The 11,924-nt window shown below is 58.4% G+C and carries 12 protein-coding genes; 7 read left to right on the top strand and 5 right to left on the bottom strand.

The window, feature by feature from the left end:
• Positions 1-26 precede the first annotated feature (26 nt).
• Complete coding sequence (locus ACR0KG_RS02320; protein WP_480550697.1) at positions 27-995, bottom strand: porin; 969 nt, start codon at positions 993-995, stop codon at positions 27-29.
• 282 nt (positions 996-1,277) lie between these two features.
• Between ACR0KG_RS02320 and ACR0KG_RS02315 the strand changes: the two genes are divergently transcribed.
• From ACR0KG_RS02315 to ACR0KG_RS02295, 5 genes are all read left to right on the top strand, one after another.
• Positions 1,278-1,766 carry a DUF3576 domain-containing protein gene (locus tag ACR0KG_RS02315; RefSeq protein WP_170533418.1) on the top strand — a complete coding sequence of 163 codons (489 nt, stop codon included), beginning with the start codon at positions 1,278-1,280 and terminating at the stop codon, positions 1,764-1,766.
• Between the two features lie 72 nt (positions 1,767-1,838).
• Positions 1,839-4,391 (top strand): leucine--tRNA ligase, encoded by a 2,553-nt coding sequence (gene leuS / locus ACR0KG_RS02310; RefSeq protein WP_480826362.1) that lies wholly within the window; start codon positions 1,839-1,841, stop codon positions 4,389-4,391.
• Between the two features lie 19 nt (positions 4,392-4,410).
• A complete protein-coding gene (gene lptE, locus ACR0KG_RS02305) occupies positions 4,411-4,881 on the top strand; it encodes an LPS assembly lipoprotein LptE (protein ID WP_480826361.1) in 471 nt (156 codons plus the stop codon).
• Positions 4,878-5,906 carry a DNA polymerase III subunit delta gene (holA, locus tag ACR0KG_RS02300; RefSeq protein ID WP_480826360.1) on the top strand — a complete coding sequence of 343 codons (1,029 nt, stop codon included), beginning with the start codon at positions 4,878-4,880 and terminating at the stop codon, positions 5,904-5,906. The genes lptE and holA overlap by 4 nt, the downstream gene beginning before the upstream one ends.
• 68 nt (positions 5,907-5,974) lie before the next feature.
• Positions 5,975-6,562, top strand: coding sequence for a glutathione S-transferase family protein (locus tag ACR0KG_RS02295; RefSeq protein ID WP_480826359.1), 588 nt, complete (start codon positions 5,975-5,977; stop codon positions 6,560-6,562).
• On the opposite strand, the gene ACR0KG_RS02290 is transcribed toward ACR0KG_RS02295, so the two are convergent.
• Complete coding sequence (locus tag ACR0KG_RS02290; protein ID WP_480826358.1) at positions 6,555-7,736, bottom strand: TIGR03862 family flavoprotein; 1,182 nt, start codon at positions 7,734-7,736, stop codon at positions 6,555-6,557. The genes ACR0KG_RS02295 and ACR0KG_RS02290 overlap by 8 nt on opposite strands.
• 46 nt (positions 7,737-7,782) lie before the next feature.
• On the opposite strand from ACR0KG_RS02290, the gene ACR0KG_RS02285 reads away from it, so the two are divergent.
• Complete coding sequence (locus ACR0KG_RS02285; RefSeq protein WP_480550687.1) at positions 7,783-8,079, top strand: HNH endonuclease; 297 nt, start codon at positions 7,783-7,785, stop codon at positions 8,077-8,079.
• On the opposite strand, the gene ACR0KG_RS02280 is transcribed toward ACR0KG_RS02285, so the two are convergent.
• The 3 genes from ACR0KG_RS02280 to ACR0KG_RS02270 are packed head-to-tail and all read right to left on the bottom strand — an operon-like array spanning position 8,080 to position 10,162.
• The gene (locus ACR0KG_RS02280; RefSeq protein WP_480550685.1) at positions 8,080-8,817 is read right to left on the bottom strand and encodes a VOC family protein; all 738 of its coding nucleotides are present in this window, start codon (positions 8,815-8,817) and stop codon (positions 8,080-8,082) included.
• A complete protein-coding gene (locus tag ACR0KG_RS02275) occupies positions 8,814-9,422 on the bottom strand; it encodes an enoyl-CoA hydratase/isomerase family protein (RefSeq protein ID WP_480550683.1) in 609 nt (202 codons plus the stop codon). Before ACR0KG_RS02275 ends, ACR0KG_RS02280 begins: the two co-directional genes overlap by 4 nt.
• The gene (locus ACR0KG_RS02270; protein WP_480550681.1) at positions 9,419-10,162 is read right to left on the bottom strand and encodes an SDR family oxidoreductase; all 744 of its coding nucleotides are present in this window, start codon (positions 10,160-10,162) and stop codon (positions 9,419-9,421) included. Before ACR0KG_RS02270 ends, ACR0KG_RS02275 begins: the two co-directional genes overlap by 4 nt.
• 140 nt (positions 10,163-10,302) lie before the next feature.
• On the opposite strand from ACR0KG_RS02270, the gene ACR0KG_RS02265 reads away from it, so the two are divergent.
• Entirely contained in the window at positions 10,303-11,823 is a 1,521-nt protein-coding gene (locus ACR0KG_RS02265; RefSeq protein ID WP_480550679.1) for a DUF2125 domain-containing protein, read from the top strand.
• The last annotated feature ends 101 nt before the right edge of the window (positions 11,824-11,924 follow it).

The following is an 11,924-nucleotide window of genomic DNA, read 5'->3' as shown; positions in this document are numbered from 1 at the left end:
CTGAGAACTTTGTGGTTCAGATCAACTTAGAAGTTGAACTGGGCACCGAAGTCAGCACGCAGCTGACCGTCCGCGTCACCAGTTTTGATGTCGCCGATACCACCGCGCAGCGATGCACCGCCACCCAGGTCATAGATAGCGCCGATACCGATGTTGCGGGTATCGTCGTCAGCCGAACCGTCACCGTAAGCGGCGGTCAGGGTCAGAGCCGCACCAACATTGTATGCGGCCGAGAAGCCCCATGCAGTGCCGTTTTCAGCATCGTTTGCAACGTCATCGTCTGCGACGAACAGAGTACCCGAGAAGTCACCAAATTCTGCGCCCAGGGTCAGAACGGTCAGGGTGCTCTTCTCACCACCAGCCGGAGCATCGGTCTGACCGTAGGCCAGTGCTGCGGTGATGTTGTTGAAGGTGTAGGTCGCGCTCAGGTCCCAACGGTCAATGCCGCTCAGGGTGGTGTCGCCACCAACGTTGCCAACGTTCTGGTCGTACGACGCGCCAAACGCGAAGTCACCAACTGCGTACTGGAAGAACACAGCGTTTGCGCCCGCGCCAGTCGACGAGTAGGCCAGGAAGTCATAGTCAACGCCCGAGTACTGGCCGATGAATGTTTCCAGACCAGGCTCGTTACCGTAGTAGTTTGCCAGGTTGTCGAACGAGCCGGCAACGTTGCCCGCGTCAACACGCAGACCACCGAAGATGACCGAGAAGCGCGCGCCGTTCAGGCCAGCTGCGTTTGCTTCACCGTTGTCGGAGTCTTCGTCAGCCTGCACACGAACACGACCTTCGAAGCGTACGCCGCCGTCGGTTTCAACGATGCCATCGATGTTCAGACGGAAGCGCGAGACCAGGATGGTGTCGCTTACGTTTTCGTCGGTGGAACGGTCTTCCAGGTATCCAATACCGAAACGACCGTAGCCGCCGAACTTAACTTCTGCTGCTGCAACGCCTGCGGTCGCGATCAGCGCCGTCGTTGCAAAGAGAACTTTTTTCATCTTGTTTCCCTCGGTTTCAAAGATTTATCTACTCGACACATGCCTAGCACATGTCTCAGCACGGACATCGTTTCGCTCTTTTTGCCCCCTTTGCGCAAGCTTGGCCTAAACAACGCGCTGTCATTGACAAAATATTGGTGCAAGGATGCCACAGTCATCTTCTCGTCCTGCTGCCCAACTGCACACTCAATAAATACCAAAGAATAGGGTTGTTGCGCACAGGGACCTTAGTTAGGAGTATCCCCTGACGATGACAGCGAGTGAAAACAGGACCTGCTTACGATGCGTGTGCCTACGATTTTGGGTTTGATTGCAACAATAGCCGCCGTTTCGGCCTGTGGCCCGAATCGAAGCGCCGCGCCAAACCCCGTTTATAGCAACACCGATAGCAGCCGGTCTTCTGAGCGCGAATTGAACGACCCTGAACGCACGTCAATCTGGGATGTGTTTGATCGCGGCAATGCCGAGCAGACAACCAATGTGAATCGTTATCTTTGGTCCGCCTCGCTGGATGTTCTTAGCTTTCTTCCAGTTCAGGAGGTCGATCCTTTCACAGGCGTGATCGTAACGGGGTATGGCACCCCTCCGGGCGGCGGACGCTCCTATCGGGCGACTGTGCATATCAGTGACCCGGCCCTTGCTGCGCGGTCTTTATCGGTCGCCTTGCAAAGCAGCGGCGGCGCGCCTGTTAGCGATGCGACCGCGCGCGCGGTTGAGGATGCGATCCTGTCCCGCGCCCGTCAGCTGCGCATTGCAGACAGTAAGTTCTAGCAACCCGACGAAATACACTCTAATACCACGCCGGGTTCTGACCCGGCGTTTTCATTCACGAAGGACCGCATGATGTCGCGCTATTCGGCCAACGAAATCGAAGCAAAATGGCAAGAGGCCTGGGACAAGGCCGGGATCTTCACGGCAAGCAGCAAGGCAGACAAGCCGAAATACTATGTGCTTGAGATGTTTCCTTATCCGTCCGGGCGCATTCACATGGGTCATGTGCGTAACTATACGATGGGCGACGTGATCGCGCGGCACAAGCTGGCAACCGGCCATAACGTATTGCATCCAATGGGTTGGGACGCATTCGGAATGCCCGCAGAAAACGCGGCAATGGCAATCGGCGGTCACCCGAAAGATTGGACATACAGCAACATCGCCGACATGCGCGGACAGATGAAACCTCTGGGCCTGTCCATCGACTGGTCCCGAGAATTCGCCACCTGTGACCCCGAATACTACGGTCAGCAGCAGGCCTTGTTCTTGGATATGCTTGAGGCCGGGCTGGTCTATCGCAAGAACGCAGTGGTGAACTGGGACCCGGTCGACATGACCGTTTTGGCCAATGAGCAGGTGGAAAACGGGCGCGGCTGGCGTTCGGGCGCATTGGTGGAACGGCGAGAGCTGACCCAGTGGTTCTTTAAGATCAGTGACTATTCCGAAGAATTGCTTGAGGCGCTGGATACCCTCGACAACTGGCCCGCCAAGGTCCGCCTTATGCAGGAAAACTGGATCGGCAAGTCGCGCGGCATCGAAATCCCGTTTGAGCGCACAGATGGCGGTGAGCCCATTATCTGCTACTCGACCCGCCCGGATACGCTGCGGGGTGCAAGTTTCATTGCAGTCTCGCCGGAACATCCTTTGTCGCGCCAACTGGCAGAAAACAGCCCCGAAGCTGCTGAGTTCATCGCCGAATGTCGCAAGATGGACACCACCGAAGCGGCCATGGAAAAGGCCGAGAAAAAGGGCATCGATACCGGTATCTCCGTGCGTCATCCCGTCTGGCCGGATCAGGAACTTCCGGTTTGGATCGGCAACTTTGTCATGATGGACTATGGCACGGGCGCGGTTTACGCCTGTCCAGCGCACGACCAGCGTGACTTGGATTTTGCCCGCAAGTACCAGCTTCCCGTTGTGCCTGCGTTCCATATGCCAGGTGATGAATCCGAGATCGAAACCGAGGCGCTGGTGCCCCAGAAATCCGAGAAAGTCGTTTATATCGAACACTTTGCCGGTCTGGGCGAATCCACCAGCCAGGACGGGATCGACAAAACAATCGACTGGTTCGAACAGCGGAATTTGGGCAAAGCGCAGGTCAAATTCCGTCTGCGCGACTGGGGCCTCAGCCGTCAACGCTATTGGGGCTGCCCGATTCCCGTGGTTCATTGCGAGAAATGCGGCACAGTTCCCGAGAAGAAAGAGAACCTGCCGATCGAACTGCCTTATGATGATGGCAACGGCAAACCCATCGACTTTTCAATCCCCGGCAACCCGCTGGACCGCCACCCCAACTGGCGCGACACCCCGTGCCCGGCCTGCGGCGCACCCGCCAAGCGCGAAACCGACACGATGGACACGTTTGTTGATTCATCCTGGTACTATGCCCGTTTCACAGCCCCGCGTGCAGAAACACCCACAGATTTGGCCGAAGCCGAGTATTGGATGAATGTCGACCAGTATATTGGCGGGATTGAGCATGCGATTCTGCATCTGCTCTATTCCCGTTTCTTTGCGCGGGCGATGCAGATCACCGGTCATCTGCCGAAAAAGGCTATTGAGCCGTTCGATGCGCTGTTCACCCAAGGCATGGTGACGCACGAAATTTACCAGACCCGCGACGCCAAGGGCCGCCCGGTCTACCACCTGCCCGAGGACGTGACCGACGGTAAACTGGCCGACGGCAGCGAGGTCGAGATCATCCCCTCGGCCAAAATGTCGAAATCCAAGAAAAATGTGGTCGACCCGGTCAGCATTATCTCAGCCTTTGGCGCCGACACTGCGCGCTGGTTTGTTCTGTCCGATTCTCCGCCTGAACGGGACGTGGAATGGACCGCATCCGGGGCCGAGGCCGCCTTTAAGCACCTCAGCCGCGTGCACCGCATTGCGTCCGAGATCGCAGCGTCGGATATCCCGGCCAATGACGAGGATGAGACCCTTCTGCGCGAGATGCACAAAGCGATCCATGATGTATCTGGCGGGGTCGAATCCTTTGGCTTCAACGCTTCTATCGCTAAGCTTTATGCGTTCACCAATACGCTTGCCAAATCCAAAGCAGGGTCAGATGCCAAACGCCAGGCAGCGAAGATATTGGCACAGTTGATGTCGCCGATGACGCCGCACCTGTCCGAGGAGCTCTGGCAACTGTTGGGTGGCGAAGGGTTGGTCGCGACAACACCCTGGCCAGAGGCGGATGAGGCGATGCTGGTGGATGATACCGTCACCCTGCCCATTCAAATCAACGGCAAGCGCCGCGCAGAAATCAGCGTTCCGAAGGATATGCCCAAGGACGAGGTTGAAAAAATCGCGCTTAGCACCGAAGCTGTCGAAAAGGCGCTGGATGGTGCTGCACCGAAGAAAGTCATCGTTGTTCCGGGTCGGATCGTGAATGTCGTCGTTTGATCGCAGAAGAGTTCTACTGATGCCACTGGCAGCCTGCCTTGCCGGGTCTGCCTGCGGATTTGAACCTGTTTACGCCCCAGGTGGGTCTGGTTCCGAACTGTTTGGCCGGGTCGAGCTATCGGCTCCGAACACGGTTGATAGTTTTCTTCTGGTTGAAAACCTTGAACAAAAACTGGGCCGCAGCGCCACATCCGGCAAGGATTACAAGCTGAACGTTCAGGTTGCGACCAACATTCAAGCCGCCGCGATCACGACAACCAACGAAACCAACCGCTATACCATCAACGGCCGGGCAGAGTTTTCGCTTCGATCCAACGAAACAGGTCAGATCATAGCGTCGGGTACGGTTACCGATTTTGTGGGCTATTCGGCTGCAGGTTCGACCGTTTCCACACTGGCGGATGAGCGGGACGCGAAACGGCGATTGATGTCGATTCTGTCGGATCAGATCGTCAATCGCCTTTATGCCACGCCGGACCTGACCGCATGAAGCTGAGCCCGCGTGAGGCGGATGGCTATTTTGCCAAGCCTGATGCGGGCAAAACCGGGCTGCTTATCTATGGTGCCGATGCCATGCGGGTGGCGCTGAAGCGCCAGCAGGTGCTAGCAGCCTTGCTTGGCGAAAATGCCGAAGAGGAAATGCGCCTGACACGGATGCCGGGCAGCGACTTGCGCGGCGATCCGGCCCTATTGCTGGATGCGGTCAAGGCGGTTGGCTTTTTCCCAGGTCCGCGCGCGGTTTTTGTGGAAGAGGCGACCGATACTGCCGCGCCTTCGATTTTGGCGGCGCTCGAGGATTGGGCACCGGGTGATGCGCAGATCATCGTCACCGCGGGTCAGCTGAAACCCAGCTCGAAAATCCGCAAGGCCTTTGAGGCGCATCCTCAGGCCTATGCGGTTGGTATCTACGATGATCCCCCCTCGCGGGCCGAGGTAGAGCGGGTTCTGACCCAAGCCGGGCTACGCAACATCCCGCGCGATCCGATGTCAGCACTCAGCGAACTGGCCGTCAGCCTCAGCCCAGGTGACTTCGCTCAAACCATTGAAAAGCTGTCACTTTACAAGCGCGGCGATGATACCGAGCTAAGCATGGATGACATAGAAGCCTGCGCGCCCCGCTCGACCGAGGCGGCGTTGGACGATGTCCTGAACGTTGTTGCCGAAGGACGCGCCGGAGAAATCGGGCCGCTCATCCGACGCTTGCAGGCACAGGGTACAAACGGAGTAACGCTGTGCATCGGTGCGACCCGGCATTTTCGCACACTTTATGCCTGCGCCTCAGATCCCGGTGGTGCAGCGCAGGGCATCGGCAAGCTGCGGCCTCCGGTCTATGGCAAACGGCGCGACCGCATTCTGCGTCAGGCGCAGGGATGGGGCGCGCCAAAACTACAAACGGCACTGACGGTACTCACAGATACCGACCTGTCCCTGCGATCTGCCGGCCAAACCGCCCCCGCGATGGCATTGGTCGAACGCGCAATGATCCGATTGGCGATGCTGGCGCGGTCACGCTGACCCCGCGTATGTCTTGACGTACGCGCGATCCGGGTCACATTCGGTCAGGCATTTGGCAGGAGGATAGCATGTACAAAGTCTATGGGAGCGTTCGAAGCCGCGCAGCGCGTGTCATCTGGCTGCTTGAAGAGTTGGGTCAGCCATATGAGCTGATAAAAGTCGGTCCACGCGACCCCAAGGTCGTGGCGTTGAACCACACGGGCAAGATCCCTGTACTCGAGGATGGTGGCCATTTGATCTCTGACAGCTCCGCGATCATGACCTATCTGGCTGATAAACATGGCGCTTTCACCTATCCGGCAGGCAGCTATGACCGCGCCATTCAGGATTCGCTTTTTCATGCAATTCTTGACGAGTTGGACGCCGTTCTATGGGTCGCCGCACGACATGGCTTCATTTTGCCCGAAGACAAACGCGCACCCGGCATCAGTGAGGCGGCCAAATGGGAATTCGACAATAATTTCCAGCGGCTAGAACGCCGGTTTCAAGGTCCATTCCTGCTGGGTGATCAAATGACGATTGCCGATATCCTTTTGGTCCATTGCATGAGCTGGGCCAAAGGCGCCGGATTCCCTTTGAATTCAGATGTACTGAAAACCTATGGCAAAGAAATGCGGAACCGGCCTGCCTATAAGAAACTGGCCGAGCTTAGCTAGTTCGCAGCCAGTCCGCGGCTGATCGACCAGCCCAGCGCCCGGTGGCGAAACACGCCGTGAGCAGATAGCCTCCTGTCGGGGCTTCCCAATCCAGCATCTCGCCCGCGCAGAACACACCCGGAAGGTTGGTCAGCATCAGGCCATCATTCACCGCATCGCGTGAAACACCCCCTGCGGTCGAGATTGCTTCGTCTATCGGGCGCAATCCGGCGTGACAAACGGGCAGCGATTTGATCAGCCGGGCCAGCGCATCGGGCTCGGTGGGAGGGGGGCGACCAAACTCGGTCAGCAAAGCGGTTCGGGTCGGACCCAGCTTGAGCGACTTGCGAATATGGTTGGATAGACTGGCTTTGCCGCGTGTTTTGCTTAGGCGCTGCGCCACATCCTCCGCCGACAGATCGGGCATCAGATCAAAGGTCAACTCCGCCCCTTCCCGCACGGCTTTGCAGATGGTGTAGATGCCGCCACCTTCCAGACCACGGGCAGAGATCACGGCTTCGCCCCGCGTGCGCAGCGATCCGGCCTGAAGTGCCACGCTTTTGATCGGCGCGCCGAAATGCGATGCCATGTGATCTGACCAATCGACCAGAAAACCGGCATTGGCAGGGGCAAACGGGGCAACATTTACACCTTTCTGGGAAAGGATATCCGCCCATGCGCCATCCGATCCCAAACGCGCCCAACTGGCTCCACCCACTGCAAGGATCGTCACATCGGCTTTCACCGCCTGCGCCCCGTCTGGCGTGTCAAAGCTGAGCGCGTCGTCCTGCCATCCGGTCCAGCGCCAGCGGGTTCTGATCTCAACACCTGCGTCAGACAGACGTGCCATCCACGCACGCAACAAGGGCGAGGCTTTCATGACCGTCGGAAACACGCGCCCCGTGGAGCCGGTGAATAGTTCCTGCCCCAGCTCTCGGGCCCAGTTTTTTACATCCTGCGCGTCGAATTCAGCTAGCATCGGGCGGAGCCAGTCAGCGGCTTCGTCATACGATTGGAGCAGCGTCTCGAAAGGTTCATCCTTGGTCAGGTTCAAGCCCGACTTTCCCGCCATCAGAAACTTGCGCGCGACTGAAGGCTTGGCCTCGACCACCAGAACCCTGTGACCAGCTTGGGCCAGCTGTTCTGCGGCCATCAATCCGGCGGGCCCTGCCCCGATCACCACTGCCTGCGCCATCGCAGTCCTCTTGCCTTCATCGCCCACAGGCGCATCTTTCCATATCATGACGAACAGCGATCAAATCTGCCCGCTTTGCGACCGCCCGATCCCCGAGGGCGGCGGCAGCCTGCATCATCTGATCCCAAAACTCAAAGGAGGCAAGGGCGGACCCACCGTGCTGCTGCACAAGATTTGCCACAAGGAAATCCACGCCACGCTGTCCGAAGCCGAATTGGCGCGCAGTTTCAGCACGGTCGAGGCCCTGCGCGCCCATCCACGGCTTGAGAAATTCCTGAACTGGGTCCGCAGACGCCCACCCGGCTTTCAATCGAAAGTGCCGGGCAAGCGCAGAGGGCGATGATCAGCCTGGCAGAACTGGGTCGCCAAACGCATCCTGAATAGGCTCTGCCAAACTTTCGACCTCCAGCCCCTGGTAGTCCGGCACAGGCGCGAATTGCGCGCCCTGAACGTGCTGGAATTCCAGCATTGTGTAAGGGCGTTTCCAAAGCCATTCGCGGTTCGACACCGCCCAAAGATCGGGATCAGGCGGTACGTCATGCGTGAACGCATAGAAATGCAGATCGAACCCGTATGGGGCGACGTCCTGCGTTGACAGCAGTTTCATGCCCTGAGCGCGGCAGAATGCGTCCTCGGCGGCTATATCACCTGTACGCAGGGTGATCTGGCCAACCCGTGCCTGCGCGAACGGGTTCGCGGGATCTGCTGCGGTTTCGGGCCGGTTGCCTTCGAAATCATGCTGAAGCAGTTCGATCACAAAGCCTTCGGGGTCGCTGAGATGGGCCATGTAGCCGATATCCAGAAACTGACGCGGGACACTGACAGCATGGCCCTGTTTGCCCAACGCCTCAACCGCCACGTCCACATTGGGCAGGGTAATCCCGATCTTCCAGTATCGTTGCCCCTGATCATGGGCGTACCCGCCGCCACCCGGCATCAGCAACAGATCCGCATCCTGCCCGTCATAGCCAACACGGCGGTTCTGCCCCTCGACCTGCACCGACATACCCAGCGCCTCCCGATAGAAACCGGCTAGGCGATCCGGGTCGGCGACGCGCAATCGCAGCGCGGACAACCTCATCGGCACAGCTCGGCGATGCCAGCGGCGATGTCGGGTTTTGCAGCCACACTGTCCGCCACCAGCTCTTGCGCAGTGGGCATCAGGTCTTCGGGCGCAACGATGCGGTCCACAAGACCGAAGGCATAGGCCTCTTCTGCTGTGATCTTCTGCCCCGCCATCAGGATCAGTTTGGTCCGCGCAGGGCCAATCAAAGCCGCCATGCGTTTGGGATCAGACGGTTGCGGCAGGAAACCCAGCTTCATCACCGGATAAAAGAACTTGGCCGACGGCACCGCGATGCGCAGATCACAGGCCAACACCATCCCGTTCGCTCCACCGGCCAGCGTGCCATTCAATGCGGCCACCGTCAGGCAGGGCAAGGCGGCAATCGCGCCCGACAGGCGCTCCCATACGTCCGAGGTGGCGAGCCCGGCGCGCGCCTCGTCCAGATCGGCGCCAGCACTAAACACTTTGCCGGCGCCTGTCAGGATTAGGGCGCTGGCCTCAGTCGCCGCCTCTGCAATCTCGGCCAGTTCGGTCAGCATCGCCCGTGTCAAAGCATTTGCCTTACCCGGGTTATTGATCGTGACGATCCAAAGACCGTCGTCCTGCGTCAATTCAATCACGTCAAACCGATCCTTTGGCGGATGTCATCCTGGCGCAGGGAAATCTCGGATCCCAGAAACTCATCCGCATCGGATGAGCACATCCACATCAGCGCCCGCGCGGGCCAGTCCGCCGGGATGTGAACATCCCAGTCCAACTGGCTGACCGGGTTGATGCCGCTGGCCTTAATAACGCGCTGCATATCTGTGGCCACCGTACCCGGCGACAGACCCATGGCGCGGATACCATTATGCGCCTCTTCCAGATGTAGGCATTCGGTCAGCATCTTTGCCCCCGCTTTCGAGGAGCAATAGTGGCTCCACGCCTCAACCGGGTTCGAAGCCGCGCCCGAAGAAACGGTCAGTATCGTCCCTCCGCCCGCTGCGCGCATGATCGGTAGGGCGGCGCGCATCCCGTAGAAGACACCTTTGAGGTTGATGTCGATGGCCTGGCTCCAGGACGCGACATCAGCATTGGCCAGGTGAAAGATCGGCTCGATCACCCCGGCATTGCCGATCAGCACGTCCAAACTGCCGAAGCGAGCGACGCAATCGGCCACCGCCTGCTCAACCTGCACGAAATCGCTGACATCGCAGGCCAGCGCAATCGCGTTATCCCCCAGCGCAGCCGCCAGTGCATCAATCTGATCACGACTGCGTGCAACCAGCGCGACATTGGCCCCGGCTGCGGCAAAAACGCGCCCAGCTTCAGCGCCTATGCCCCGGCTGGCCCCGGTTATAAGTACTGTTTTTCCCTGCATTTGCCGCTCCTGACGTACTGAGTTGGAATTTGGCTACAGGCGTAGCGCGGAAACGGGGAAAGGGTCCAGCCCTTGCCCCCTTGACGATGCCCGCCACAACCCCGACCATGCGCATCAAATTGATCAAGAAGGGTTACCTTATGTCTGTTTTCCTCCGCCGCAGCTGCGGCGCAGCCCTGGCTTATACAATTGCCACCCAAGGCGCCTGGGCCGACCTGACCGCCAATGATATCTGGGCGGATTGGCAGTCTTACTTTCAGTCGATGGGCTATACCATTACCGGTGATGAAAGCAGTGCCGGGGACGTGACGACTATCACGAACATGACTGTGCTGATGGATCTGCCCGAGGATGAGGCCGAGTTCAGCATGATGATGCCTGAAGTTACGCTGACAGAAAACGGCGATGGCACGATCAGCATCGGCTTCCCAGAAAGCTTTCCATTGACACTGTCCGGCACCGCCGAGGATGAGGTGTTTTCCGTCGACCTGATCTATTCTCAGACCGATCTGGACATGGTTGTCTCAGGCACACCTGAGGACATGACCTATGATTATTCGGCATCCCAGCTGAGCGTGGCGATTGAAGAGCTGGAGGCAGGCGATGAAGCGCTGCCCGCTGATGCATTTGACGTCCAGTTCGATATGGTCGATGTGACTGGCAGCTCGCGCATGCTCATCGGTGAAGATCGCACCATCGCTCAGACCTTAGAGGCCGCGGAGCTGTCTTACAACGTCGCGTTTGAAGACCCTGAACTTGGGGATTCGGGCCTGTTCGTCGGACAGTTGAATGATCTGACATTCGAAGGCGACAATGTTCTGCCAAGCGGGCTAGACCTGAGCGATCCCAGCGCGTTTTATACCTCCGGTTTCGAATTTGATGGTGAATTCACTTACGGCTCGGGCGAGACAAATATCAGCGGGGTCGCAGAAGGTAGCGAGTTCACCATGGCAAGCTCCTCCGAAGGTGGGCGTTTCGCGGCCAGTATGGACGCCGAGAGCTTGGCTTATGATCTTGAACAGAACAAAACCCAGATGGCAGTGACCACAGCCGACCTGCCTTTCCCGCTCGAACTGGCGATGGAAAAGGCTGGTCTGAAGCTTGATATCCCGGTGCAGCCCTCGGATGAGGTCAAACCATTTGGGTTTGCGATGAACCTGACCGATTTCACCATGTCTGACGTTTTGTGGAGCATGTTTGACCCCGCAGGCACCTTGCCCCGCGATCCGGCAACAATTGCACTGGATACAAGCGGAACGGCCAAGGTGCTGATGAACATCTTCGACCCGGAACAGGCGGCAGCTCTGGAAAGCTCCGACGAATTGCCTGCCGAGTTGCATTCGTTAACGATCAACGAGCTGCTGGTCTCGCTGGTTGGCGCGCGCCTGTCAGGTGACGGCGACTTTGCCTTCGACAACGAAAACACCCAGGAATTCGGCATGCCCGCCCCATCGGGTGTCGCCAATCTTGAGTTGGTGGGCGCAAATGCACTGATCGACAAACTGATTGGCATGGGGCTGATGTCCGAGAATGACGCGCTGGGTGCGCGTATGATGATGGGCATGATGGCCGTGCCGGGTGATGAACCCGATACGCTGACATCGACCATCGAGTTCAAAGAAGACGGCCAAATTCTGGCCAATGGTCAACGCATTAAGTAAATGTGATCGAACAAGGGCGCCCCGATGCGCCCTTGTTCATGACCTTGGATGCAAACACCACGATTGCATCCGGCTGCAGGTCTTGCGAGACGGGCTGTGCA

The sequence above is a fragment of the Ruegeria sp. H4 genome (genome assembly GCF_056533065.1).
The sequence above is the reverse complement of the archived record's forward strand: the minus strand, read 5'-3'. Positions and strand labels throughout refer to the sequence as shown.

Excerpts from the sequence above, each read along its gene's own strand:
- ACR0KG_RS02265 (WP_480550679.1), top strand. The coding sequence starts at position 10,303 with ATGTCTGTTTTCCTCCGCCGCAGCTGCGGCGCAGCCCTGGCTTATACA.
- ACR0KG_RS02295 (WP_480826359.1), top strand. The coding sequence starts at position 5,975 with ATGTACAAAGTCTATGGGAGCGTTCGAAGCCGCGCAGCGCGTGTCATC.
- ACR0KG_RS02320 (WP_480550697.1), bottom strand. The coding sequence starts at position 995 with ATGAAAAAAGTTCTCTTTGCAACGACGGCGCTGATCGCGACCGCAGGC.
- ACR0KG_RS02285 (WP_480550687.1), top strand. The coding sequence starts at position 7,783 with ATGACGAACAGCGATCAAATCTGCCCGCTTTGCGACCGCCCGATCCCC.
- leuS (WP_480826362.1), top strand. The coding sequence starts at position 1,839 with ATGTCGCGCTATTCGGCCAACGAAATCGAAGCAAAATGGCAAGAGGCC.
- ACR0KG_RS02290 (WP_480826358.1), bottom strand. The coding sequence starts at position 7,736 with ATGGCGCAGGCAGTGGTGATCGGGGCAGGGCCCGCCGGATTGATGGCC.
- holA (WP_480826360.1), top strand. The coding sequence starts at position 4,878 with ATGAAGCTGAGCCCGCGTGAGGCGGATGGCTATTTTGCCAAGCCTGAT.
- ACR0KG_RS02280 (WP_480550685.1), bottom strand. The coding sequence starts at position 8,817 with ATGAGGTTGTCCGCGCTGCGATTGCGCGTCGCCGACCCGGATCGCCTA.
- lptE (WP_480826361.1), top strand. The coding sequence starts at position 4,411 with ATGCCACTGGCAGCCTGCCTTGCCGGGTCTGCCTGCGGATTTGAACCT.
- ACR0KG_RS02315 (WP_170533418.1), top strand. The coding sequence starts at position 1,278 with ATGCGTGTGCCTACGATTTTGGGTTTGATTGCAACAATAGCCGCCGTT.
- ACR0KG_RS02270 (WP_480550681.1), bottom strand. The coding sequence starts at position 10,162 with ATGCAGGGAAAAACAGTACTTATAACCGGGGCCAGCCGGGGCATAGGC.